This is a genomic window from Leifsonia sp. Root4 (assembly GCF_001425085.1).
GTDB lineage: Bacteria > Actinomycetota > Actinomycetes > Actinomycetales > Microbacteriaceae > Microterricola.
In genome coordinates this window covers 358,540-383,110 of the sequence record NZ_LMDN01000001.1, presented here as the reverse complement: position 1 = coordinate 383,110, position 24,571 = coordinate 358,540, and the positions used below count along the sequence as shown (strand labels likewise).

22 protein-coding genes are annotated in these 24,571 nt (G+C 69.0%); 11 read left to right on the top strand and 11 right to left on the bottom strand.

From position 1 onward, the window contains the following. Positions 1–116: 116 nt before the first annotated feature. Both ASC66_RS01840 and ASC66_RS01835 read right to left on the bottom strand, forming a co-directional pair. Entirely contained in the window at positions 117–692 is a 576-nt protein-coding gene (locus ASC66_RS01840) for a DNA-3-methyladenine glycosylase I (protein ID WP_055833898.1), read from the bottom strand. Next, positions 689–1,309 carry a methylated-DNA--[protein]-cysteine S-methyltransferase gene (locus tag ASC66_RS01835; RefSeq protein WP_082491941.1) on the bottom strand — a complete coding sequence of 207 codons (621 nt, stop codon included), beginning with the start codon at positions 1,307–1,309 and terminating at the stop codon, positions 689–691. The genes ASC66_RS01840 and ASC66_RS01835 overlap by 4 nt, the downstream gene beginning before the upstream one ends. A gap of 176 nt (positions 1,310–1,485) precedes the next feature. On the opposite strand from ASC66_RS01835, the gene ASC66_RS01830 reads away from it, so the two are divergent. Continuing rightward, the gene (locus ASC66_RS01830; protein ID WP_157509601.1) at positions 1,486–2,514 is read left to right on the top strand and encodes a hypothetical protein; all 1,029 of its coding nucleotides are present in this window, start codon (positions 1,486–1,488) and stop codon (positions 2,512–2,514) included. Between the two features lie 39 nt (positions 2,515–2,553). Continuing rightward, entirely contained in the window at positions 2,554–3,522 is a 969-nt protein-coding gene (locus tag ASC66_RS01825; RefSeq protein WP_055833892.1) for an aldo/keto reductase, read from the top strand. Between the two features lie 64 nt (positions 3,523–3,586). Here the strand turns inward: ASC66_RS01825 and ASC66_RS01820 are convergent, their stop codons facing one another. After that, positions 3,587–4,327: a zf-HC2 domain-containing protein gene (locus tag ASC66_RS01820; protein WP_157509600.1), complete on the bottom strand. Its 741-nt coding sequence runs from the start codon at positions 4,325–4,327 to the stop codon at positions 3,587–3,589. Then, entirely contained in the window at positions 4,324–4,830 is a 507-nt protein-coding gene (locus tag ASC66_RS01815; RefSeq protein WP_055833887.1) for a sigma-70 family RNA polymerase sigma factor, read from the bottom strand. Before ASC66_RS01815 ends, ASC66_RS01820 begins: the two co-directional genes overlap by 4 nt. Positions 4,831–5,040: 210 nt before the next feature. On the opposite strand from ASC66_RS01815, the gene ASC66_RS01810 reads away from it, so the two are divergent. The 4 genes from ASC66_RS01810 (at position 5,041) to ASC66_RS01795 (ending at position 10,980) form a co-directional block, all read left to right on the top strand. Next, complete coding sequence (locus ASC66_RS01810; RefSeq protein WP_055833884.1) at positions 5,041–5,520, top strand: COG4315 family predicted lipoprotein; 480 nt, start codon at positions 5,041–5,043, stop codon at positions 5,518–5,520. 255 nt (positions 5,521–5,775) lie between these two features. Continuing rightward, the gene (locus ASC66_RS01805; RefSeq protein WP_055833880.1) at positions 5,776–7,509 is read left to right on the top strand and encodes an ABC transporter ATP-binding protein; all 1,734 of its coding nucleotides are present in this window, start codon (positions 5,776–5,778) and stop codon (positions 7,507–7,509) included. Next, positions 7,506–9,590, top strand: a complete 2,085-nt coding sequence (locus ASC66_RS01800; RefSeq protein WP_082491940.1) for an ABC transporter ATP-binding protein — start codon at positions 7,506–7,508, stop codon at positions 9,588–9,590. Before ASC66_RS01805 ends, ASC66_RS01800 begins: the two co-directional genes overlap by 4 nt. Before the next feature lie 142 nt (positions 9,591–9,732). Next, complete coding sequence (locus ASC66_RS01795) at positions 9,733–10,980, top strand: DUF4192 family protein (protein WP_055833877.1); 1,248 nt, start codon at positions 9,733–9,735, stop codon at positions 10,978–10,980. On the opposite strand, the gene ASC66_RS01790 is transcribed toward ASC66_RS01795, so the two are convergent. The 4 genes from ASC66_RS01790 to ASC66_RS01775 all read right to left on the bottom strand — a co-directional run bounded on the left by ASC66_RS01790 (position 10,913) and on the right by ASC66_RS01775 (position 14,798). Continuing rightward, on the bottom strand, positions 10,913–11,416 hold the full coding sequence (locus tag ASC66_RS01790) for a DUF805 domain-containing protein (protein WP_055833875.1): 504 nt from the start codon (positions 11,414–11,416) through the stop codon (positions 10,913–10,915). The genes ASC66_RS01795 and ASC66_RS01790 overlap by 68 nt on opposite strands. A gap of 71 nt (positions 11,417–11,487) precedes the next feature. Continuing rightward, positions 11,488–12,930, bottom strand: coding sequence for an NAD(P)/FAD-dependent oxidoreductase (locus tag ASC66_RS01785; protein ID WP_055833872.1), 1,443 nt, complete (start codon positions 12,928–12,930; stop codon positions 11,488–11,490). Next, the gene (locus tag ASC66_RS01780; RefSeq protein WP_055833869.1) at positions 12,915–14,312 is read right to left on the bottom strand and encodes an aspartate aminotransferase family protein; all 1,398 of its coding nucleotides are present in this window, start codon (positions 14,310–14,312) and stop codon (positions 12,915–12,917) included. The genes ASC66_RS01785 and ASC66_RS01780 overlap by 16 nt, the downstream gene beginning before the upstream one ends. Positions 14,313–14,315: 3 nt before the next feature. Then, a complete protein-coding gene (locus ASC66_RS01775) occupies positions 14,316–14,798 on the bottom strand; it encodes an Lrp/AsnC family transcriptional regulator (protein ID WP_055833866.1) in 483 nt (160 codons plus the stop codon). Positions 14,799–14,841: 43 nt separating this feature from the next. Between ASC66_RS01775 and ASC66_RS18255 the strand changes: the two genes are divergently transcribed. The 5 genes from ASC66_RS18255 to ASC66_RS01750 all read left to right on the top strand — a co-directional run bounded on the left by ASC66_RS18255 (position 14,842) and on the right by ASC66_RS01750 (position 20,853). Continuing rightward, positions 14,842–15,039 (top strand): hypothetical protein, encoded by a 198-nt coding sequence (locus ASC66_RS18255; RefSeq protein WP_055833862.1) that lies wholly within the window; start codon positions 14,842–14,844, stop codon positions 15,037–15,039. A 37-nt stretch (positions 15,040–15,076) separates the two neighbouring features. Further along, positions 15,077–16,057: an FHA domain-containing protein gene (locus ASC66_RS01765; protein ID WP_055833859.1), complete on the top strand. Its 981-nt coding sequence runs from the start codon at positions 15,077–15,079 to the stop codon at positions 16,055–16,057. Positions 16,058–16,096: 39 nt separating this feature from the next. Next, the gene (locus ASC66_RS01760; RefSeq protein WP_055833855.1) at positions 16,097–16,900 is read left to right on the top strand and encodes a PP2C family protein-serine/threonine phosphatase; all 804 of its coding nucleotides are present in this window, start codon (positions 16,097–16,099) and stop codon (positions 16,898–16,900) included. Between the two features lie 33 nt (positions 16,901–16,933). Then, the gene (locus ASC66_RS01755; RefSeq protein ID WP_055833852.1) at positions 16,934–17,551 is read left to right on the top strand and encodes a double zinc ribbon and FHA domain-containing protein; all 618 of its coding nucleotides are present in this window, start codon (positions 16,934–16,936) and stop codon (positions 17,549–17,551) included. A gap of 173 nt (positions 17,552–17,724) precedes the next feature. Further along, complete coding sequence (locus ASC66_RS01750) at positions 17,725–20,853, top strand: FtsK/SpoIIIE domain-containing protein (RefSeq protein WP_055833849.1); 3,129 nt, start codon at positions 17,725–17,727, stop codon at positions 20,851–20,853. Between the two features lie 116 nt (positions 20,854–20,969). Here ASC66_RS01750 and ald read toward each other — a convergent pair whose 3' ends face one another. From ald to gabT, 3 genes are all read right to left on the bottom strand, one after another. Then, on the bottom strand, positions 20,970–22,085 hold the full coding sequence (ald, locus tag ASC66_RS01745; RefSeq protein ID WP_055833846.1) for an alanine dehydrogenase: 1,116 nt from the start codon (positions 22,083–22,085) through the stop codon (positions 20,970–20,972). A 78-nt stretch (positions 22,086–22,163) separates the two neighbouring features. Further along, entirely contained in the window at positions 22,164–23,165 is a 1,002-nt protein-coding gene (locus ASC66_RS01740; protein WP_055833843.1) for an asparaginase, read from the bottom strand. 3 nt (positions 23,166–23,168) lie between these two features. After that, the gene (gabT, locus tag ASC66_RS01735; protein WP_055833840.1) at positions 23,169–24,551 is read right to left on the bottom strand and encodes a 4-aminobutyrate--2-oxoglutarate transaminase; all 1,383 of its coding nucleotides are present in this window, start codon (positions 24,549–24,551) and stop codon (positions 23,169–23,171) included. Positions 24,552–24,571 lie beyond the last annotated feature (20 nt).

Genomic DNA, 24,571 nt, shown 5'->3' with positions numbered 1-24,571 from the left:
CGTCTCGCGCAGCGCCCGGCGCGGCAGAAACTGCAGTCACGCGCCCCACATATCGGCCGCGCACGCGTAGTTTCTGCCGCGGGAGCGTGGAAGCGCCACGGGAGGGCGTGCGGCGCTCAGTCGGCGCAGTGGCAGCCGAGCACGTGATCGTCGACGAGGCCGGCCGACTGCATCAGCGCGTACATGGTCGTCGGACCGACGAAACCGTAGCCGCGGGCGCGGAGCGCCTTGCTGAGAGCCACGGACTCTGGAGTCGTTCCGGGCACATCGGCCAAGGTTGCGGCGCGAGTGCGCGTCGCGGCATCCGGAGCGAAGCTCCAGATGAGCTCGCTCAGGCCGTCGGCACCGAGCTCCTGGGTCACCCGGGCGTTTGTGATCGTCGAGGTGATCTTGCCGCGGTGCCGGATGATTCCGGCGTTGCCGACGAGCCGCTCGATGTCGCTCTCGTCCATCGCGGCGACGCGGTCGATGTCGAAGCCGTGGAAGGCCTCGCGGAAGGCGGGCCGCTTGCGCAGGATCGTGATCCACGAGAGCCCGGCCTGGAATCCCTCCAGGCAGAGTTTCTCGTAGAGGGCGCGCCCGTCGTGCAGCGGCGTTCCCCACTCCTCGTCGTGATAGCGGCGGTACTCGGCGTCGTCGCCGACCCAGCCGCAGCGCGCGACGCCGTCGGTGCCCGTCTCCAGATTGTTCACAGCGCGTACTCCGGCCGGGCCTCGGCGTCGACGAGCGTCTCCAAATCGATCAGCGCGACGGCACCGGTGGCCGCGTCGCGCTGCGCGACCGGGGGAGCGGGAATGCGATTCGTCTTGTGCCCGATCCCCTCGTGGTCGAGTAGCCAGACCTTGGTTGGGATGCCGTCGCCGCCGCTGTAGCCGGTGATGCGCCTGTCGCCGGCGAGGATGCGGTGGCAGGGAATGATCAGCGGGATCGGGTTCGCCCCGACGGCCCCGCCGATCGCGCGTGCGGCACCGGGCTTGCCGACCTCGTTGCCGAGCTCGCCGTAGGAGAGGAACTCTCCCCAGCCGATCGTGCCCAAGCGGTGCCAGACGCTCAGCTGGAACGGGGTGCCCTGTGGCGCGATCGGCAGCTCGAAGTCGTGCCGGGTTCCGGCGAAGTACTCGGAGAGTTGCTTGGCCGCCTCGGTGAGCACGGCGTTTGGGCGCTCCGGCATCTCGTGCAGGGGGACAACGCCCTGACGCGCGATGCTCAGGGACGTGATGTGCTCGCCGTCGCTGGTGAGCTCGAGCAGCCCGATGGGGCTCGCTGTGCGAAGAATATATTCGCTCGGGGTACTGGCGTTCTCGGTCATGATTCGACCCTATGCCCGGCCGGCGACAGCCGCTGGCGAGAATCGGACATCGGTGGAGAACGCGGCTTTCGGGCGCGCCTGTGCACAAGAGGTCGCCGCTTGATGGCTGCAGAGGCCGTCGTGCGATAGCGTCCTCAGCAACGGGTGGGCGGACCCGGTCGACGGGGGAGATGGCGATGAACATCGAGGTGTGGTTCACGTACGTGGTCCTGCCGCTGGCGGCCATGACTCTGGTTCCGCTCGGGGTTTTTGTCCACTACTGGAGAGCCGCCGATGCCCATCTGATTTCGCGCCGGCCCGACAGCGGAGACGATTCAGACTTCTCGGAGTGGCCAGCCGCTGCGCGTGCGCAGCTGGCGCGGGCTCGGGTGGCCAGCGCGCTCGTCGCCGCGGCCGTCCTGGCGAGCGCAGTGCATCTCAGCTTCGCCCTCCGCTCCGATCCTGACGGAGACGGCTACCTCGCGCCCATGCTGAGCGTCCTTCTGTGCACGGCCGTTCTGCTGATCAGGCCCGCGGCCATGGGCCGCCCCACCGGAGGGTGGGCGCGGGGATCGGCGAGTCCACCGGAGCATGTCTCACCGCCTTCCGCAGCCCGGTGGTGGTTCGTGGTGTGGGGTATGGCCCTCAGTGCGCTGATGCTGGCGGTGGTGTGGGCCGGGCTCCTGTCCGAGCCGGATGAGCACGGGCGATACATGGTGTACACCATCAGACTCGATCACCTTTCTGACGGGGTCTCCGTCTCGGGCAGTACATCGATGGCAGGCTGGTACTTCGGGGTGCCGATCATCCTCGCCGCGATTCTGCTTGCTGTGCTCGTGCTGATCGGAGTGCACATGCAGAACCGCGCGGCTCTTGCCCCGGACAGCGGCCGCGACCTCCATTTGCGCCGCACCGCGACACGCACCCTACTGACCCTCAGCGGCGGTGCGTTCGTCGCCACCCTCGGCTGGGTGCTCGGCTCTATCGGCGGCGCAGCCCGAATCACAGCTGGGATCGGCGAGATCACCGTGAGCTCGCCGCTGGCCCCGATCGCCGCGCCCGTATCCGTACTCGGGATGGTGCTGGAGGGGGTCGGCATCGCGTTGCTGCTGCTGCCGCTGTTCACTCGGCTGCCTCGGAGCGCGGGCGTCAGCGTCCACGGTGAATACGCCGTCCTGCAGTCGGAGCAAGGGCCGCTTCGAGGCGACACCCATCAGGCGGGATGACGCCCGCCCGGTCGCGGCATCCGCAATAGGCTGGCAGACATGGCTCAGATCGAATACCGCACTCTCGGCACCTCCGGCCTCCGCGTCTCGACGGTGGGGCTCGGCTGCAACAACTTCGGCAGGGCCGGCACGCTCACCGAGACGCAGCAGGGCACGGATGCCGTCATCTCGGCCGCGATCGACGCCGGCGTCACCCTGTTCGACACGGCCGACATCTACGGCCGCGAGTACGGCCTCAGCGAGAGCCTGATGGGAAACGCGCTGCGCGGCCGCCGCGACGAGGTCGTGCTCGCGACCAAGTTCGGTCACGCCGACTATGAGAGCCCGGTCAGCAACTGGGGTGCGAAGGGCTCGCGTCGCTACATCCGGCTCGCCGTCGAGGGCTCGCTGCGCCGGCTGCAGACCGACTGGATCGACCTCTACCAGCTGCACAGCCCCGATGCGCACACCCCGATCGAGGAGACGCTGTCGACTCTGGACGACCTGATCCGCGAGGGCAAGGTGCGCTACATCGGGCACTCGAACTTCGCCGGCTGGCAGATCGCGGATGCCGAGTACACGGCCGCCATGAACGGGCACCCGCGGTTCATCTCGGCGCAGAACGAGTACAACCTGATCGCCAGGGGAGCCGAGCGGGAGGTGCTGCCCGCCGCGAACGCCTACGGGCTCGGCTTCCTGCCGTGGTTCCCGCTGTACAACGGCCTGTTCACCGGCAAGTTCAGCCGCGACAACGGCCCGAGCGACAGCCGGATCATGCGCACCCGCAAGCACCTCAGCGACAACGCCCCGTGGGACGCCATGGAGGCCTACGCGGCATTCTGCGAGGAGCGCGGAGTCACCATGCTGGCCGCGACATTCGCCTGGCTGCTCGCCCAGCCGGGGCTCGCCAGCGTCATCGCCGGCGCGACCAAGCCGGAGCAGATCGAGCAGAACGCGATCGCCGCGACGGCCTGGCAGCCGAGCGCCGAGGAGGTCGCCGCGATCGGCGCCTTCTTCGCGACGGCCTAGCGACCGGCGCGGCCGGCGCGACCGCCACGCTCGGCCCCCGCGCCGCTCCCATAGCGCGCCGCGCTCAGAGTTCGGCAGCCGCCAGCGGGTCGATCCGACCGACCTCGCGGATCTCGACGCGGCTGATCTCGCTGCTCGGTGTGTTCGTCCTCGCGGCCAGGCTCGCGGTGTGATCTCCGACGCTGGTCCATCGCGCGAGCACGGACTCGGCGCCGGTGTGGTCGGTGATCACGAGCTCGAGTGTCGGGGCGCCACCCGGCCAGTCCGCCTGCAGATAGTCGCACTGCCAATCGAGGCGCGTGCCCCATGGCTTCGACTCGAGGGCGAGCGCCGCGGTCAACACGGCCGCGTCGGTCGCCTGCATCGGCGTGCCGGTCGCGATCGGGGCGGAGCTTGGGCCTGGTCCGGCTACGACCGCGTTCTGCGCAAGACTGGATCCGAGCTGGAAGGCGCCGAGGCCGACGACGAGCACCAGAGCGGCACCGCCGCCCACGATTGCCAACCGCAGCCGGCTCCGACGACGGGGTGTCCAGCTGCGTGACGCGCGGGGGAGCGGGCGCGGCGCATGCTCGGCGACGCGCATCCGCTCCTCGGACGAGGCTGGCGTTTCGTCGCTGAGCGCGAGTGCCTCGGCCGGCGAAAGCATGCTCAGGATGCCGGGCATCCCCGCCAACGCCGTGACGCCACGGGAGCAGTGCTTGCACTGGGCGAGGTGGCGCTCGTACTCCTTGCGTTCAGCCGGGCCGAGCATTCCGAGGGTGTACGCGGCATCCGAGTCGAGATATGGGTCGGTCGCATCCATCATTCGGTGACACCTCTTTCTTGCAGGGCCAGGCGCAGCGCGCGCAGTGCGTAGAACACGCGGGACCGGGCGGTGCCCTCCGGAATGCCCTCACGGCGGGCGGTTTCTGCGGCCGAGTGCCCCAGGTAGTAGGCGGAGATGACAGCATTGCGATGTTCGACGGACAGCGAGCGGAGTGCATCGGAGAGCAGCCATGTGTCCAGGTGGCGAGCAATGTCGTCGTCGCTGGGGGAGTCGGGAAGCTGATCGGGCTGGAACTCGTGTCTGCTCCGTGCGCTCCTCCGCTCATCGATCACCAGGTTGTGCGCGACTGTGAAGAGCCAGGCACGCGCCGAGCCAGCATCAGCGTCGAGAATCTTGGGGTTCTTCCACGCCCGGAGCAGGGTCTCCTGCACGATGTCCTGTGCGAGCGAGAAGTCGTGCGTGAGCCAGGTCACGTACCGCAGCAACGGTGCCGCGTTCTCGTCGTGCAACGCCTGCAGCCGTGCATCTCGTGTTGCCGTCATTGTGCCTCCAACCAGACAACGAGACCCGAGCGCATGTCGTTCAGCGCCCCAGGGATCGCACGTGCGGTCACACTCCAGCGTTCGTCCGCGCGCTGGGAATCGGCTGGGGGCGTGAACGTTTCGGGGCTCCACATCGTGTTCTCCTCAGTGGTCTCCATCAGGCCATGGCCGCGACGACGCGGTCGACACGGAACAGGATTGGAATGACCCATGAACACGAGAATGCTCGCGGCGTTGGCGGGAGTCGCCGTCGCGATGATGGCCTTGGCCGGCTGTGCAGAGGGTGCTCCTGCCCCGTCATCCACCGAGTCGGGCGACGCCGAGGTGGCCACAGCCGAACTCACCGTCGCCGGGAGTTCGATCGGAGAGATCGTCGTGAACGGGGAGGGCATGACGGCCTATGTCTTCGATAAAGACACGGCCGGTGCCGACACCAGCGCATGCACCGGGGACTGCGAGGCGGCGTGGCCGGCGATCACCTCAGAGTCGGACACGCCTGTCGTTGACGGCATCACGGGCACCGTCGGGACGATCACCGGCGTCGCCGGCGGCAAGCAGATCACGATCAACGGCCTGCCCCTCTACACCTTCGCCAACGACACGGCACCCGGCGATCTGAACGGCCAGGGCCTGAACGAGGTCTGGCACGTGATCGCCCCTGATGGCACCGTGGTCACCACCGCGCCATGAGCCGCCGCCAGCAGCGGTGAGCCGACGGGTGCCGGCCGGGCAGTGTGCCCCTTCCGGCATCTGTGTGCGGCTCGGTGGCGCCGCGCCACCCGGACCTGCGCCAACCGGATCTGCGTTCACCAGAGGCGAACGGGAAAGGCGCCGCAGCGCGCGACCGCTCGGTTAGGCTCGACGAGTGATCGAGGGCGAGAACGATGGCGATCGGGCCGTCGCGGTCAACCGGCTCCCGGATCGCGCACGATTCTGAGGAGACTCATGCTGCTTCCGTTGGTCTGGCGCTACCTCAAGCCCTATCGCTGGCTCCTCGTCGGGGTCGTGGTCTTCCAGCTCGCGCAATCGATCGCGTCGCTCTACCTGCCGACGCTGAACGCCGACATCATCGACCAGGGCGTCGCAACGGGCGACACCGCATACATCCTCTCCACCGGCGCCTGGATGCTGCTGATCACACTCGGCCAGGTCGTCTGTTCGATCGTGGCCGTCTACTTCGGGGCGCGGGCGGCCATGGCGCTCGGCCGTGACCTCCGCACGGGCGTGTTCGAGAAGGTCGGCGAGTTCTCCGAGCGGGAGGTGGCCAGATTCGGCGCACCCTCGCTGATCACCCGCTCCACCAACGACGTGCAGCAGGTGCAGATGCTCGTGCTGATGACCTGCACGATGATGGTCAGCGCTCCCATGCTCTGCATCGGCGGCATCATCATGGCCATGCAGCAGGACCTCCAACTGTCCTGGCTGATCGCCGTGGCCGTTCCCGTGCTGCTGATCGCCGTCGGGCTCATCATCTGGCGGATGGTGCCGCTGTTCCGTTCGATGCAGAAGCGCGTCGACCGCGTCAACACCGTGCTGCGCGAGCAGCTCACCGGCATCCGCGTCATCCGCGCCTTCGTGCGCGAACCGATCGAGACCGAGCGCTTCGCGGGCGCGAACGCCGAACTCACCGACACGGCGTTGCGCACGGGGCGCCTGATGGCGCTGATGTTCCCCGTCGTCATGCTCGTGCTCAACCTCTCGAGCATCGCCGTGCTCTGGTTCGGTGCGTTCCGCATCGAGGACGGCTCGATGCAGGTCGGAACGCTCACGGCCTTCCTCAGTTACCTGATGCAGATTCTGATGGCCGTGATGATGGCGACATTCATGGCCGTGATGATCCCGCGCGCCGCCGTCTGCGCCGACCGCATCCAGGAGGTGCTGGGCACAGAGCCGAGCGTGCGGCCGCCGAGCAACCCCGTCGTCACTCTGCACGGCATCGGCTCCATCGAATTCGACGGCGTCTCCTTCTCCTACCCGGGCGCGGAGCAGCCCGTGCTCACCGCTCTCGACTTCCGCACGGAGCCGGGAACGACGACCGCGGTCATCGGCAGCACCGGCTCGGGCAAGACGACGCTGGTCAACCTGCTTCCCCGACTCTTCGACGCCACGGAGGGCAGCGTGAAGGTCGACGGCGTCGATGTGCGCGACATCGACCCTGAACTGCTCTGGGCGCACATCGGCCTGGTGCCGCAGAAGCCCTACCTGTTCTCCGGAACCGTCGCAAGCAACCTGCGCTACGGCAAGAGCGACGCCTCAGACACCGAGCTGTGGCACGCCCTCGAGGTGGCGCAGGCGCGCGACTTCGTCGCGGCGATGCCCGGCGGCCTCGACGCCCCGATCAGCCAGGGCGGAACGAACGTCTCCGGTGGGCAGCGGCAACGACTGGCCATCGCCAGGGCGCTCGTGAAACGGCCGGCCATCTACATCTTCGACGACTCGTTCTCGGCCCTCGACCTGACCACGGATGCGAATCTGCGGCGTGCGCTGCGGGCCGACATCGGCGACGCGACGCTCTTCATCGTGGCCCAGCGGGTGTCGACGATCATCGACGCCGATCAGATCCTCGTGCTCGAGGACGGGGAGATCGTCGGACGCGGCAGCCATGACGAGCTGCTGGCGAGCTCGGAAACCTATGCGGAGATCGTCTCCTCGCAGCTCACCGCGGAGGAGGCAGCATGAGCACGACCGAGGACGCGGCGAACGAGACGAGCACGGGCAGCACGCCGGCCCAGCCAGCCCCGCAGCGCGGCCCGATGGGCGGCAGAGGCCCGATGGGCGGCGGCGGAGCCCCCGTCGAGAAGCCCAAGAACTTCGGAACCTCGCTGAAGCGGCTGATGGGGCGCCTGCGGCCGGAGTGGTTCCAGATCATCTCGGTCACGATCCTCGCCGTCATCGGTGTGATCTTCAGCGTGCTCGGCCCGAAGCTGCTCGGCGAGGGAACGAACATCATCTTCTCCGGTGCCATCTCCGCGCAGATGCCCGCCGGTGCGAGCAAGGCGGAGGTGATCGCCGAGCTGCGCGCAACCGGGCAGGACCAGCTCGCCGACATGATCGAGCCGATGCAGCTGACACCGGGCGCGGGCATCGACTTCGCGGCCCTCGGCGCGGTGCTGCTCGGCGTGCTCGCGCTGTATGTGCTGGCATCCGTCTTCATGTGGCTGCAGGGATTCGTGCTGAACGGCAGCGTGCAGCGCACGATCTACCGCCTCCGCGAAGACATCGAGACGAAGCTGAACGCGCTGCCGCTGAGCTACTTCGACAAGATGCAGCGCGGTGAGCTGCTCAGCCGGGTGACGAACGACATCGACAACGTGTCGCAGAGCCTGCAACAGACCTTGAGCCAGGCGCTGACGTCGATCCTCACCGTGATCGGTGTCGTCATCATGATGTTCAGCATCTCGCCGGTGCTGGCCGGGGTCGCACTCGTCACGATCCCGCTGACCGTTCTGATCACCGTGATCATCGGCAAGCGATCGCAGAAGCTCTTCGTCTCGCAGTGGAAGCACACGGGAGAGCTGAACGCGCGCATCGAGGAAACCTTCACCGGGCACTCACTGGTCAAGGTCTTCGGTCGCCAGAAGGAGACGAACGCCGAGTTCACCGCCAAGAACGAGCAGCTCTACGGGGCGAGCTTCGGCGCCCAATTCGTCTCCGGAATCATCATGCCGGCCATGATGTTCGTGGGAAACCTCGTCTACGTCGCCATCGCCGTGATCGGTGGGCTCATGGTGGCGAGCGGTCAGATGCTCCTCGGTGACGTACAGGCGTTCATCCAGTACTCGCGGCAGTTCACGCAACCGCTCAGCCAGCTCGGTTCGATGGCGAATCTGCTGCAGTCCGGCGTCGCGTCCGCCGAGCGGGTGTTCGAGTTGCTCGACGCCGATGAGCAGTCGCCGGATGCCGCGGCGCCGGCATCCGCACCGCTGAAGGCCGAAGGCAGCGGTCGCCTCGTCTTCGACGATGTCACGTTCCGCTACGCGGAGGACAAGCCGCTGATCGAGCACCTCAACCTCGTCGCGGAGCCCGGTCACACGATTGCGATCGTCGGTCCGACGGGAGCGGGCAAGACGACCCTCGTCAACCTGATCATGCGCTTCTACGAGCTGAATTCCGGTCGCATCACACTGGACGGCGTCGACATCAGCGCGATGACCCGTGCTGACCTCCGTGGACGCATGGGCATGGTGTTGCAGGACACGTGGCTGTTCGGCGGAACGATCCGCGACAACATCGCCTACGGCCGCTCCGGTGCGACGGAGGAGGAGATCCTCGCCGCGGCGAAGGCCACCTACGTCGACCGTTTCGTGCGCTCGCTTCCCGACGGCTATGACACCGTGTTGGACGACGAGGCGGGCAACATCAGCGCGGGCGAGAAGCAGCTGATCACGATCGCGCGTGCCTTCCTCGCCCAGCCGAGCGTGCTGATCCTTGACGAGGCGACCAGCTCCGTCGACACACGCACCGAGCTGCTCGTGCAGAAGGCGATGAGCGCGCTGCGCAGCGACAGGACGAGCTTCGTCATCGCGCACCGGCTGTCGACGATCCGCGACGCCGACCTGATCGTCGTCATGGAGAACGGGCACATCGTCGAACAGGGCACCCACAGCGGCCTGCTCGAGCAGGGCGGCGCCTACTACCGGCTGTACAACGCGCAGTTCGAGGCGCCGGCGATCGAGGAGGCCGAACTGCTCGCGGTGGAGACGCTGTTGGAGCAGGACGACACCGCGCGTGTTCATGACAACCAGGAGGGCGCGGCCTAGGCGGGCAGCCCCGGGGCTTCCGCGCGTCGCGGCCGCGGGATCGCGCGGTGGCCTCTCCTGCACAGGCGGGTGCGGCCCGTGTGTTGTGCACAGCCGGGTAACCGGGTCGGCGCCGGGCCGCGTCGCGGCGCAGACTCGCCGCATGACAACAATCATCACGGCCAGCGACGCGCAGGACTTCCTCGCCCTGGTGCCCGAGTTGGCAGGATTCCGGCCCGTCGAGAGCCTCGTGCTCGTTGCGTTCCGCGGCAAACGCAGCTGCGGCGCGCTGCGGGCGGATCTGCCGCGGACCACCGACGCCGACGTGCTCGGGGCGGTGGCATCCTCGTTGATCGGGCTGCTCTGCAAGATCCCCGAGGCGGATGCCGTCGTGCCGCTCGTGTACACCACGGCCCGCTTCGAGGGCGGCAGCGTTCCGCCGCACGGCGAGGCGATGAACGCGCTCCTCTTCCATGCGGAGGAGTCGGGATTCCTCGTGCGGGATGCGCTCTGTGTCGCGTCGGACGGCTGGGCCTCCTACCTCGACACGGCCGTGCCGCCGGGCGGGCACTCGCTGGCGCTGATAGCCGATTCAGCGGTCAGTGCGCAGCTCGCGGCCGAACGCCCGCGCGGCGCGCCTGCGAACCGGGCACTGCACGATCAGCGCGGGCCCGATCCGCGCAGCGGCACGGCCGACCTCGCCACCAGGCAGCGGATGGGGCGGTTGATCAACCGCTTCCGGACGATGGCAAGCGACCCGGCGACGCTCGGGGAGCCCTCGGCGGAGCTCGCCGCGCTGCTGGAGCTGCCGGCCGTCGCCGAGATGAGCCTGTGCTGCCCGGCCGAGACGGTGAGCGAGCTGGACGCTGCCGCGCTGCTCTTCGCGATGCAGGGCCCGCCGACGCGGGACATGCTGCTGATCCACTGGGCGTTCGGGGTGGAGGCCGGTGCGAGGGCCGAGCGGGAGAACCTGCGCTTCGCCGCCGGCGAACCCGGTGCTGGGCGGGAGAGTGCCGCACTGTTCTGGGGCGAGGGGCCACGGCCGGATCCGGAGCGGATCGAGGCGGCGATCGAGTTGCTCCTGGAGTTGCTCGCCCGGGCGCCCCGCCGCTGCAAACCGCCTGCGCTGTGCATGCTGGCCTGGCTCAACTGGGCACTCGGGCGCAGCAGCCGCGCGGCCGTCTTCGTCGAGATGGCGCTGGCGATCGACCCCGGTTACGGCTTGGCCGACATCCTCGAGACGATGCTCGCGATCGGCCGCCTGCCGGACTGGGCTTTCGCCGTGCCGGTGCAGCTCGGAGATTCGGCGGCGCGGCCCGATGGCCGCACCGCCGAGACCTCGACTAGGCGTTCTGCTGGTCGAAGCGCGCGCCGCGCGGGTCGGCGGGCAGCACAGCGAGGACGAGGATGATGAGCGAGCCGATCGACGGGATCAGGTTGAGCAGGTACATCCAGCCGCTCTGGTTGATGTCGTGCAGGCGGCGCACGCCGAGCGAGATGCTGGGGATGACCGTGGCGATGTACCAGATGCCGAGGAGCGCGGCGCCGAGGCCGAACATCGGGCCGGGGGTCGTGGTGCCGGTCGTGGTGTCGACGCTCGAACCCGAGAGGGCCAGGAACAGCGTGAGCAGGCCGAGGATCGTGGTGATGAGCAGCTGGATGAGCACCCACTTCCAGTACTCGCTGCGGCTGGCGCGACCGGCGAACGTCGCGTACTTCTTCCAGAAACGGGTGAATGCGGCGGAGAACGGTGCGCCGTAGTAGGGCGCCCACAGCGGCGGGATGCCGGCGGTCTGCGGCTCAGCCGGGATGTAGGGGGTCGGGGCGCTGGGCGCTGGTGTAGTCATGGTTGTGAGTGTAGGGGCAGAGTGGCCCCGAATGGGGGAGGCCTGCGCACGAAAGCGCGATTGGCGGGGCGTCAGTGCCCGAGCAACGGGCCCATCAGCTTCGCGGCCACGGATGGTCGTTTGGTGAGCCGCTCCTCGGAATCGGCGAGGCCCGTGGCGAGCAGGCCGAGGTTTGCGCCGACGAAGCGCAGCGGTTCCGGCTCCCATTGCGGGGAGCGGTGGTTGACCCACGGCAGCTCGGTGAGCGGGCCGCGCTCATCCCGGATCAGAGCGCTGAGGGTGCGCCCGGCGAGGTTCGTCGTGCTGAGCCCGTCGCCGACGTAGCCTCCGGCGAGTGCGACCCCGGTCTTCGGGTTGAAGCTCGCCGTCGCCCGCCAATCCCGGTTCACTCCGAGCGCGCCGCCCCAGCGGTGTGTGATGGCGGCATCCGCGACGGCGGGGAAGAGCTCGACGGGGGCCTTCTGCAGGTGCGAGAACACGCGGGGGTCGCGATCGTACTCCGGCCGGATCGCGCTGCCCCAGTGGTAACGGGCGCCGCGGCCACCGAAGGCGATGCGGTTGTCTGCCGTGCGCTGCCCGTACACGATGAGGTGGCGGTAGTCACCGAACGTCTGCCCGTGCTCGATGCCGATCTCGCGCCACAGCTCCTCGCTGAGTGGCTCCGTGGCGATCATGAGGGAGTACAGCGGGAGGATGTGCCGGCCGACCCGGGGCAGCGACGCCCCGTAGCCTTCGACGGCGATGACGATGTGGGTGGCAGAGACCGCCCCGTCGACGACGTCCCCATTCGCGCTCTGGCTGCGGAAGCGCACGCGCCGGGCGAACCAGTTGGTGACCTCGGTGTTCTCGAAGATGTGCACGCCGAGTCCCTCGACCACCGTGGCCAGTCCACGCACCAGCTTGGCGGGCTGGAGCCGGGCACAGGCGGGGTCGAAGACCGCGCCGAGGGGCGAGCCGCCGCCGACACCGCTCGCACCGAAGCGCTCGGCCACCTGCTCGCCATCCCAGAGCTCCAACTCGTCGACACCGAACTCGGCCGCTTCGCTGACGTCGGCGGATGCCGCCGCGAACTGCGGCTGGTTCCGCGCGAAGGTCACGGTGCCGCCGCGCACGAAGTCGCAGTCGATCCCCTCATCGCCGGTGACCCGGCTGACCTCATCGACGGTGTCGATCATCGCCTTCCGCATGGCGATGGCCGCATCGCGGCCGTGCGTGCGCTCCAGCGAGGCGGCCGAGCTCGGGAACAGCGCAGAGCACCAACCGCCGTTGCGGCCGGACGCCCCGAATCCGGCGATGTGCTTCTCGAGCACGGCGATGTTGAGACTCGGATCCGCCTTGGCCAGGTAGTAGGCGGTCCACAGCCCGGTGAGCCCGCCGCCGACGATGCACACGTCGAAGCGTGCATTGCGGGCAAGGGCCGGTCGCGGGCGCAGATCGTCTGCGCCGCTCTCCAGCAGCGCGTCGAACCAGAAGCTGAGCGGCTGGGCCGCATCGAGCCTCAGAGCCGCGACCATGCCTCGCTCAGAACCCCGCGCAGAATCTCGGTGATCTCGGTGAATTCCTTGGGGCCGATGGTGAGCGGCGGGGCGAGCTGCACGACGGGATCGCCGCGGTCATCCGCCCGGCAGTACAGCCCGGCGTCGTAGAGGCCCTTGGAGAGGAATCCGCGCAGCAGCCGCTCCGACTCCTCGTCGTTGAATGTCTCGCGGGTCGCCTTGTCCTTGACCAGTTCGATGCCGAAGAAGTACCCGTCGCCGCGCACATCGCCGACGATGGGCAGGTCGAGCAGCGTCTCGAGAGATGCCCGGAACAGCGGGGAGTTCTCCCGGACGTTCTCGTTGAGTTTCTCCTCCTCGAAGATGTCGAGGTTCTCCAGCGCCACGGCGGCAGAGACGGGATGACCACCGAAGGTGTAGCCGTGGTAGAAGGTCGTGTCGCCCTTGGAGAACGGCTCGTAGACCTTGTCGCTGACGATCGTCGCGCCGATCGGCGAGTAGCCGCTCGTCATGCCCTTCGCGCAGGTGATCATGTCGGGAACGTAGCCGTACTGCTCACACGCGAACATGTGTCCGATCCGGCCGAAGGCGCAGATCACCTCGTCGCTGACGAGGAGCACGTCGTACTTGTCGCAGATCTCGCGCACGCGCTGGAAGTAGCCGGGAGGGGGCGGGAAGCATCCGCCCGAGTTCTGCACCGGTTCCAGGAACACGGCCGCGACGGTCTCCGGGCCCTCGAACTGGATCATCTCCTCGATGCGGTTCGCCGCCCAGACGCCGAACTGCTCGAGGTCTGCGCTCGGCGCCCCGACCTCGGCCGCGCGGTAGAAGTTCGTGTTCGGAACCCGGAGTCCGCCGGGGGTGAGCGGCTCGAACATCTCCTTCATGGCCGGGATGCCGGTGATCGCGAGCGCTCCCTGCGGCGTGCCGTGGTACGCGACGGCGCGGGAGATGACCTTGTGCTTCATGGGACGGCCCTGAAGCTTCCAGTACTGCTTGGCGAGCTTGAAGGCCGTCTCGACGGCCTCGCCGCCACCGGTGGAGAAGAACACGCGGTTGAGGTCGCCCGGCGCGTAGTCGGCCAGTCGGTCGGCCAACTCGATCGCGGATGGGTGCGCGTAGGACCAGATCGGGAAGAACGCCAGCTCCTCCGCCTGCTTGGCCGCGGCCTCGGCCAGACGCTTGCGCCCGTGGCCGGCATTCACGACAAAGAGCCCGGAGAGACCGTCGATGTACTTCCGGCCGCGCGAATCCCAGATGTGGTGGCCGTCGCCCTTCGTGATGATGGGAACACCGCCGCTCTCCATGCTCGACTGGCGGGTGAAGTGCATCCAGAGGTGGTCCTTGGCCTTCTGCTGCAGCGATTCTTCGCTGAGCTGTGCGCGAGGTGAGTTGCTCATGTTTTACCGCGTTCCCCAGTTGTACAACTGCTTGTGAAGTCGGAGATAGACAAATGTCTCAGTGCTCGTGACGCCCTCGAGCGTACGGATCTGGGTGTTCAGGAGCGTGATCAGCTCCTCGTCGTCCTCGCAGACCACCTCGACCAGGAGATCGAAGCTGCCTGCCGTGAGGACGACGTAGTCGACGGCGGGAATCGCGGCGACGGCATCGGCCAGCTCGCGGGTGTCGCCGCTCGCCCGGATGCCGATCATGGCCTGGCGGTAGAAGCCCAGTTGCATCGGATCGGTCACGGCGACGACCTGCATCGCTCCGGCATCCGTCAGCTTCTGCACCCGTTGTCGCACGGCCGCCTCACTGAGACCGACCGCTTTTCCGATTTCGGCATAACTGCGCCGGCCATCCACCTGGAGCTGTTCGATGATGGCTTTCGACACATCGTCCAACTGCACAGGCTTGACCGGAGCTACGCGACCCAGCGTGTTCATGGCTTGATTCTGTCAGTGAGATGCCGCTTCAGCAAGGGATTCCGTGGTTCTCAGTCGATTCTTCGACGGAATCAATCGAAATCGCCACCCGGTCCCGCGCCTTCCCAGTGGCCCCCAACTGCCGAGCGTCACCGAGATGCCGCGTGGCGGATTCACGCAATCCGACTCCGGGAAGGAGCTCTCGATGTATCGTTTCGAGGACTACACGCTCAACACGCGGGTGATGAGCTGCATCGGCTGAGGCCGGTTGATCGGACGGGCACGGGAGGACCAGCGGGATGAGTGCTCCTCGGTGGCGGGCGGTTCCCGCCGCACCCGGACGTGATCCGGCCGCGCTCTGGCGCTACGTCATCGCCATGAATTGGGTGGCCGCGGTTCCTGCGAGCACCGATCCGGCCGTCGTGCATGCACTGCTGCGGCTGCGGGAGGATGCCACGACGACGCTGGAACGCGTTGTCGGGGCGGTTCCGCTCGGCGGCGAACACGCGGTCGAGGACTTTGCCGTCGTCGAGCTGGTGGCCACGCCCAGAGGCGCATCCGGCGCGGACACGACCGCGAGCGTGATCGTGCGTGGCCGTGCCAGCGTCGACGTGTTCGGGCCGGGCGGCTCGCGGCGGCACGAGAGTCGTGGCATCCGGCCGTGGCTGCTCGCCGACTTCCGCGAGGTGACCGCGCTCTCGTTCTCGGTCGCGGATGCCGGGGCGATCGCCGCATCGGAGCTGCCGCCGCCCGGGGCGAGTGCCAGCGTCGACGGCGACGGGCAATGGGCAGAGCAGGGCGGCGCGCAACAGGGCACAGCGCTCAGTGGGCAACGCCTCGACCTCGTGCTCGGTGTGCCGGGCGAGGAAGGCGAGCAGGCGGGCGGTGCACAGTTGCTGCCCGATGGATTGCGGGCGGCGAGGCTGCACAGGATGCGGGTCGCAGGCGAGGTCTTCACGCTCGATGCGGAGAGTTACATCGGGCGGCGACCGCGCGCCACGCCGCTCACCCACAGCACGGCGCGACTCGTCACGGTGCCGTCGCCGGCGCAGGAGGTGTCGGCGACCCACGCCCTCGTCAGCCAACACGACGACGAGGTCGTTGTGACGGACCTGAAATCGACGAACGGGACGCTCGTGGAACTGCCGGACGGATCGCAACTGCGCCTGCGGGCCATGGTGGCAACCGTGATCCCGTCGGGCAGCCGGATTCTGCTCGGCGACGGCGTCGTGGTGGAGCTGCTCGACCCGGCCGAGGATGGGTGGGCACGTGGGAGATAGTGTTGGAGCGACATTCACCACGCAGCGAAGGCGCACGACGTGATCCAGATCGGCCAGCAACGCACCGGCCACACGGTGACGATGGCGAGCGGGACGAATAGGGACGTCACCCTCTCGTGGGCGGCCCTGACCGACACCGGGCTGCGCCGGGACGGCAACGAGGACAGCTATCTGGGCCAGACGCCGATCTTCGCCGTCGCCGATGGCATGGGCGGGCACTCGGCCGGTGAAATCGCCAGCGCCGCCGTCGTCGGACGCCTGGCCGAGCACGCCAGCGCCGACTCCGTCGAACCGTCCGCGATCGAGAAATCGCTGCGTCTGGCCGTGGATGACATGCGCGCGAGCGCGGGCGATATCGAGACCGGAACCGGAACGACCGTGACCGGAATCGCCATCACCGTCTCCAATGGTGCACCGGCATGGCTGGTTTTCAACATCGGTGACTCGCGGGTGTACGTGCTGCGGCACGGCGTGCTCGAGCAGGTGACGAGGGACCACTCGGTGGTTCAGGAGCTCATCGACGCCGGGCACATCACGCCCGAGGAAGCCGACGTTCACCCGCACGGCAACGTCATCACCCGGGCTGTCGGATTCCACGAAGACCCGGTCCCCGACTTCGCGCTGCTGCCGATCGAGGAGGGCATGCGCCTGCTGATCTGCTCGGACGGGCTCACCAAGGAGCTGACGAACTACGGCATCCGGCACTTTCTGCTCGCCAATCCGCAGCCCCAGGCCGCGGTCAATCAGCTCGTCGAGGCCGCGCTCGGCAACGGCGGGCGCGACAACGTGACCGTCATCGTGGTCGACGTGCTGGCGGTGAGCGACGCCGAAGCCCGCCGATGACCGGTACGCTGGAGTGCGGAAAGGAGGGCGATCGTGAACTGCCAGATCTGTGGCGCTGAGCTGCCGAGTGACGCTCTCTTCTGCGGAGAATGCGGAAGCTCGACGAGTGCGACCCCGCAGTCGCGCCAGCGCGCTGACGCCCGCCCATCCGACACGACCGTGATCCAGTCGCTGCGGCCGCGCCAGACCACCGGCATCATCAGCGTCTCGCTGGACGGCGGGGCACTGGACTCCGCCACCGCCGAGACCGGAACGCCGCTCGCCGCCGCGGAGGAACCGCGCGAGGACGTCGTCACCCCCAGCGAACCGCGCGGTGCGGCCTCCGGCATCAGTTTCATGCTGCAGTTCAGCACCGGGGAGACCTTCGATGTCAGCGGGAACGGCCTGATCGGTCGGCGGCCGTTGCCGCAGGCCCAGGAACGATTCGACCACCTGCTTCAGATCACCGACCCCGGCCGCTCCGTCTCCAAGAGCCACCTCGAGTTCGGGCAGCACGACGGCGAGCTCTGGGTCAGCGACCGGGCATCAGGAAACGGCACCATCGTGCGCCGTCCGGATGGCACCGAGATCGTCTGCGAGGCCGGGCGACGCTACCTCGTCGGGCGCGGCACCCGAGTGGAAATCGGCGAACAGTTCTTCGTCGTCGCCTGAGCGAGCCGGCGGAAAAGCTGCCGCTGAACACCAGCGGCTGACGATCGGTCGCTGACGATCAGCGTCTGCGTCGCCGAGGCATCTGTTGTGCACAGCCTGCTGGAGCCGCGCGGTTCTCCACAGCTGAGGCCGCGCGGGGTGACAGCGTCCGAACGCGATGGTCGACTGGCCGCATGTCAGCCTCCCGCCAGCCTCGTCCGGCGTTCGCCGGTGGCGTGGGCCTCCCGGTTCCCGCCATCCCGCGGCGGCGCCAGCGCGCTCCGTTCCCGCTCATCGCCAGCGCTGCGCCGGTGCTCGCGGCCACCGCGATCTGGGCGATCACCCAGTCGCCGTTCGTGCTGCTCTTCGCCGCGCTCGGACCGATCGTCGCGCTCGCCGGCCTACTCGACGGCAGGCGCCACAACGCGGCCACGCTGCGGCGGGAGTCCGCGCGCTTCGCAGCCGAGCTGACCGAGCTCTCGGCGGAGCTCGACGCCAGACAGCACGAGGAGCGGGAGGAGGCCTGGCGGCAGACGCCGACAGCACAGCGCATCATCGATGAGGCCGATGACCCCGGTCGCTGGCAGGGCAGCGGCCTCTGCACGCTCTGTCTGGGATCCGGCAGTGTCCCGAGCGCGGTGCGCTTCGACTCCCGGCTGCCAGAGCCGGAGCGCGACGGGCTTGACGCAGCAGGGGCGGCCGCGCTGAGCTCCCTGCTTACGCTCGCCGAGCGCGCGGAGACCGTGAGCGATGCTCCGGTCACCGCTTCGCTCTCCGGCGGGATCGCCGTCGTCGGGCCGGCTGCGCTCGCGCTCGCGGTGATGCGGGGACTGCTTCTGCAGACGCTGCGGTCTGTGCACCCCGACTCCGTGCTGCTCGCTCTGCCGCCCGGTCAGGAATGGCGGTGGGCGGCGGGACTGCCGCACTGCACGGACCGGGGCTCCATGCGCGCCCCCGTGCCACGATCCGCCGATCCAGCCGCGGCAGCGGGCATGGCGGTGCAGGGGCCGAGCGCGCTTCGACTGCTGGACAGAACCGGCGGGGAGGGGAGCGCCGAAACGGTCGCGACGGCGCACGATCCGGTCGGGGCGATGCTCGTGGTCGCGGAGTCCGTCGAGCGGCTGCCGCCCGGTTGCGCCACGATCGTGCGGGTGGACTCCGCGCACACCGCACGGCTGGTCCGGGCGGCGGACGGAGCGACGGGCACGATGCTCGTTCCCGAGCTGCTCGGCAGGCAGCAGGCCGCGCTGGCCGCTGAGACGTTGATCCACTGTGCGGAGACCGCGGGGCTACTCGGGACGGCGGCCCGCGTGCCGGACCGCGTCAACCTGCACGCCGTGCCCGGATTCGGCAGGCACGGCTCCGGGCTCAGCTGCGTGCTCGGGATCGCCGCCCACGGCCCGATCGAGCTTGATCTCGTCGGACATGGCCCTCACGCGCTCATCGGAGGCACGACGGGCAGCGGCAAGAGTGAGCTCCTCGTCAGCTGGGTGGTCGCGCTCGCGGCCGCGTACCCGCCGGAGGAGTTCACGGTGCTGCTCGTCGACTTCAAGGGCGGTGCGGCCTTCAGCGGACTGGCCCGGTTGCCGCACTGCGTCGGCCTGCTCACCGATCTGGACGAGGCGGAGGCTGCACGGGCTCTGGCGAGCCTGCACGCCGAACTGCGTCATCGCGAACGCACCCTGCGGTCCGTGCGGGCCCGCGACATCGATGACGAGGTGATGCGCGGTCGGCTGCCGCGACTCGTGATCGTCGTCGACGAGTTCGCGGCGATGCTCGGCAGCGCGCCCGAGCTGCACGCCGTCTTCGTCGACATTGCCGCGCGCGGTCGCTCGCTTGGAATGCACCTCGTGCTTTGCACCCAGCGGCCGGCCGGCGTCGTGCGCGACGCCCTGCTCGCCAACTGCAATCTGCGTCTCTCGCTCCGCGTGAACAACCGCGCTGACAGTCGCGCGACGATCGGCAGCGACGCCGCGGCACTGCTGCCCCCTGGACGCCCCGGCCGCGCCGTAGTCGACGCCGGAGACGGGCGCCTCATCGAGTTCCAGTCGGCGGTCAGCAGAGCCGACGACCTCGCACTGCTCACGGGCATCGACGAGGGTGAGGGCTCCCCCGGCGCCGCACGACGACCATGGCTGCCACCGTTGCCCGCCAGCCTGAGCCTCGGCGAGCTCGACGCCATGCTCGCGATCGACACGGCACGGGATGACGGCGGCGCCGAAGCACCCGAGACGAGACCGGGCGGCGAAGCCTGGAGCGCGAAGGAGATCCGGTTCACCCTGGGGCTGGTCGACGAACCGGAACAGCAACGGCAGAGCAGGGCGATCTGGGGGCCGGGGGAGCACGGACCGCTGCTAGTGCTCGGGGTGGCCCGCAGCGGCCGGAGCACCGTGCTGGCCAGCATCGCCGATCAGGCGCGGGCCGGTGGCGTGCCGGTGCAGCTCTGCGACAGCAGGGAGCCGGAGGCCTACTGGGACGCGCTCCTCGCGGCCGCCGACCCCATCGCCGCCGGTTCCTCTGCCCCGGTCGCCGGCGACACGGCAGACGCGGGCGATGGCCCGAGCGGCCCGCGGGTGATCCTGTTCGACAACTGGGACGCGGTGTTCGCCAGATGGCCGCTCGAGTACCAGAGCGCCGCGAGCGAGTTTCTCGGGCTCGCGCTGCGCGAGGGTCCGCGGCGTGGCCTGATCATCGCGCTTGCCGCAGGCGTGCTCGGGGGCGCCGTGCAGACGCAGAGCGCACTCTTTGGCGGCAGGTTGCTGCTGCGCCAGGCCGAGAAAGGCGAGCACCTCCGCGCGGGTGGTCGCGTCGGAGGATGGAGCGCGTCCGCCCCTGCCGGACGCGGCGAGTGGCTCGGGTTGGAGATGCAGTCAGCGATGCCGAACTCGACGGGCGTGCTCGCTCCGGGTTGGTCGGGGCACCGGGAGCATGCCGATCCGCTGCTCGCCCTGGACGACGGCATCGTTCTGGTCGTCTCGACGTTGCCGTCGCGCGCACTCGCCATCGCCAGACAGCGGGCGGCATCCGCCGGTCGGCCGGACGTGGTGCAGGAGCTGAGCGCGGTCGAGCGGATGCCGGGCGCGCGGCCTGTCGGCCCGCTCGTCATCGTCGGTGATCCGGACGCCTGGCAGGCACGCTGGGGGCTCTTCGCCGAGCTTCGACCGCTGGCGACGCTCGCGTTCCACGAGTGCAGGCTCTCCGACTATCGCACGCTCTCGCGCTCGCGCGAGCTGCCGCCGCTTCTCGTGCGCAGCGCCGAGGAAGGCGAGCGGGTCATCGCCGTCGACCGCGACGGCCGGGCCCGCCGTGCGCGCCTCGCCTGAGCTCGCCGGTCGCCGCAGCGCGTGGTCAGTCGAGCCGCCCAGTCGAGCCGCTCAGCCGAGCCGCTCAGCCGAGCCGTTCTGCAGAATGCCTCAGTCCAGCACCTCAGTCCAGCACCTCAGCCGAGCACCTCTGCGAGCTCCCGGACTTCGAGCGCGTGAGCCGAGGCAACGGGGGCGTTCATCATGGAACCCTGGTGGGTGTTGAGGCCGCGCGCGAGGGCGGGATCGTTCCGCATGGCCTCCCGCCAGCCGTGGTTCGCGAGCGCGCGCACATAGGGCAGCGTCGCGTTCGTCAGCGCGTAGGTGGATGTCGTCGGAACGGCACCCGGCATGTTCGCGACGCAGTAGAAGATCGATCCGTGCACGGCGAAGGTGGGGTCGGCGTGCGTGGTAGGGCGGCTGTCCGCGAAGCAGCCACCCTGGTCGATTGCGATGTCGACGAGCACGCTGCCCGGCCGCATGCGCGAGACGAGCTCGTTGCTGACGAGCTTCGGGGCTTTCGCGCCGGGCACGAGCACGGAGCCGATCACCAGGTCGCTTCCGATCACGGCCCGCTCCACCTCGAGCGTGCTCGAGGCGACCGTCCGGATGCGGCCGCCGTAGAGCGCATCGAGCTCGCGCAGCCGGAACAGATTCGTGTCGAGCACGGTGACGTCGGCGCCCATGCCGACCGCGAGCTGTAGCGCGCTCGTGCCGGCGACGCCGCCGCCGAGCACGGTGACGCTCGCCGGATACGTTCCGGGAACGCCCGAGATCAGCAGACCTGGGCCGCCGCTCGGCTTGAGCATGGCGTTGGCTCCGACGATGGGCGCCAGGCGTCCGGCCACCTCGCTCATCGGCGCCAGCAGCGGCAGCGCCCTGCTCTCCAATTGCACGGTCTCGTAGGCGATGGCTGTGACCCCGCTCTCGAGCAGCGCATACGTGAGCGCCGCCTCCGCTGCCAGGTGCAGATAGGTGAAGAGCACGAGTCCGGGGCGGAAGAATCCGTACTCGTCGGCGACGGGCTCCTTCACCTTGAGAACGAGCTCACCGCGCGCCCAGGTTTCCGCTGCATCCGCGAGGATCGTGGCACCGGCGGCTTCGTAGGCGGCATCCGAGATGTTCGAGCCGACACCGGCCTGGGTCTGCACGAAGACCTGATGGCCGTGGCTGACCAGATCGTGCACGCAGGTGGGGGTGATCGCCACCCGGAACTCGTTGTTCTTGACCTCGCGGGGGACTGCGATTCTCATGTCGCTCCTTGCCTCTCAGCACGACGGTGTGCTGTGAGGGAGAGCCTACTCCGAGGCCGCCGAGTTGCATCCGGCGAGCTAGACGCTCGCCCGGATGCGGCCGACGATGCCGTCGCCGCCGGAGAGCAGCAAGCCGAGCTCCGGCTCGATCGCGTCGATCGCCTGGTGCTGGAGCGCGCCGGCATCCGCGAGCAGACGCAGGGCGACGATCGTGCCGACCCGCAGGCTGCCGTCGAGAGTCTTGAGCGTCACCGTCGTGCCGTTCGGGGCGACCATGACCATGATGCCCTCCGCACCGAATTTGGCGAAGACGCCGAGTCGGTCGATCGCGACGGTGTCCGCCTGGCCGGGGCCGGCAACGACCCAGCCGTTCTCACGAACGGCCTCAGCAAGCACGCCGGCTTCGCGGAAGATGGCGAACGGGGAGGCGGGGGTGGAGGTGCCGACGCGGTGCATGCCGCGGGCGAGCGCCAGCAGCGAGATGGCGTGTACCGGCGTGCCGCAGCCGTCGATTCCGCTGGCGACGGGGCGCTCGCCGGTGAAGCGTTCGATCACGTCGAGCACGCGCTTCTGCAACGGGTGCTCGGAGTCGAGATAGCTCTCGAGTGGCCAGTCGTTGGCGACGCAGGCCAGCAGCATCGCGGCGTGCTTGCCAGAACAGGTCATGTAGATGCGCTGCTTGCCCGTACCGGAGCGCACCACGGCGTCACGCGTTTCCACGTCCTGCGGGTAGGCGGGCGGGCAGCCGAGCGCGCTCTCCGGGATGCCGGCGCGCGCCAGCAGGCCGCGGACGAGCTCGACGTGCCGCGCGGTGCCCGAGTGGCTCGCGGTCGCGATGGCGGCGTCCTCGCCGCGCAGTGTGACCCCACTCGTCATCGACGCGATCGCCTGGAACGGCTTCAGCGTCGACCGGGGGAAGACGGGCGCCGCCGGGTTGCCGAGGCTGCGCAGCACGGTGCCGTCCGGGGCGAGAACGACGGCCGAGCCACCGTGGCGCGACTCGACGAAGCCGCTGCGCTCGACGACGGCGAGCTCGACGGCATCCGCGAAGGCGAAGGTTTCGGTTGCTGGAGTACTCACGTGCTACGCGGCCAGCTCGGCGAGGGCGTCGTCGATCACCGCGAGGGCATCGGCGATGAGCGCATCGGAGACGGCGAGGCTCGGCAGGAAGCGGAGCACGCTGCCATAGGTGCCTGCGGTGAGCAGAAGCACACCGCGCTGGGCGGCGTAGCTTGCGATGTGGCTGACGGCGGCGGCGTTGGCCAACTTGCTGCTGTCACCGGTTCCCGGCTGAACGAGTTCGATGGCGATCATGGCGCCGCGGCCGCGGATCTCGCCGATCACGTCGTACTTGGCCTTGAGGAGCTCAAGCCCGGCCGTGAGGGTGCGACCGATGCGCTCGCCCTCCGCCAGCAGATCGTTCGCCTCGATCGCCTCGAACACAGCGACCGCTGCGGCGCAGGCGACGGGATTGCCGCCGAACGTTCCGCCGAGCCCGCCGGGCTGGGCGGAGTCCATGATCTCGGCGCGGCCCGTGACGGCGGCCAGCGGCAGGCCGCCGGCGATGCCCTTCGCGCTCAGGATCAGATCGGGCTCGAGGCCGAAGTGCTCGCTGGCGAAGTACTTGCCGGTGCGGGCCATTCCGCTCTGGATCTCATCGGCGATGAAGACGATGCCGTTGGCCGTGCACCACTCCTGGAGCAGGTTGAGGTATCCGTCCGCCGGCACCATGAAGCCGCCTTCGCCCTGGATCGGTTCGACGACGAGGCAGGCGAGCTCGGAGGCGCCGATGATCTTCTCGAGGTAGCCGATCGTGCGTGCAGCGGCATCCGCACCGCTCAGGCCATCGTGATAGGGATAGCTGCTCGGCGCGTGGTAGACGTCGCCGGCGAGCGGACCGAAGCCGGTCGCGTACGGCGCGGCCTTGAAGTTCATGGCCATGGTCAGGTTCGTGCGGCCGTGGTACGCGTGGTCGAGCACGGCGACGCCGCGGCGGCCGGTGTACTTGCGGGCGATCTTGACGCCGTTCTCCACGGCCTCGGCGCCGGCGTTGACGAGAACGCTCTTCTTGGCGAAGCTGCCCGGCGTGTGTTCGGCCAGGAGCTCTGCCACGCGCACGTACTCCTCGTATGGAGTGACGGTGAAGAGGGTGTGGATGACGTCACCGAGCTGTTCGGATGCCGCGGCGACGACGCTCGCCTCCGTGTGGCCGACCGTGGTCACGCCGATTCCCGCACCGAAGTCGATGAACTGGTTGCCGTCGACGTCGACGAGGATCGCGCCATTCGCCTGGGCGATGTAGACGGGCAGCACGGAGGCGACTCCGCTGGAGACGACGGCGTTGCGGCGTTCCTGCAGTTCGATCGAGCGGGGCCCCGGGATGCTCGTCACGATCTTCCGCTCCTGCGGCACCGTGAATGCTGGGCTGGTCGACGCGGGCGCGGAAGAGGTGAGAGTCTCAGTCATGATGGTGTTCAGCTTATCGC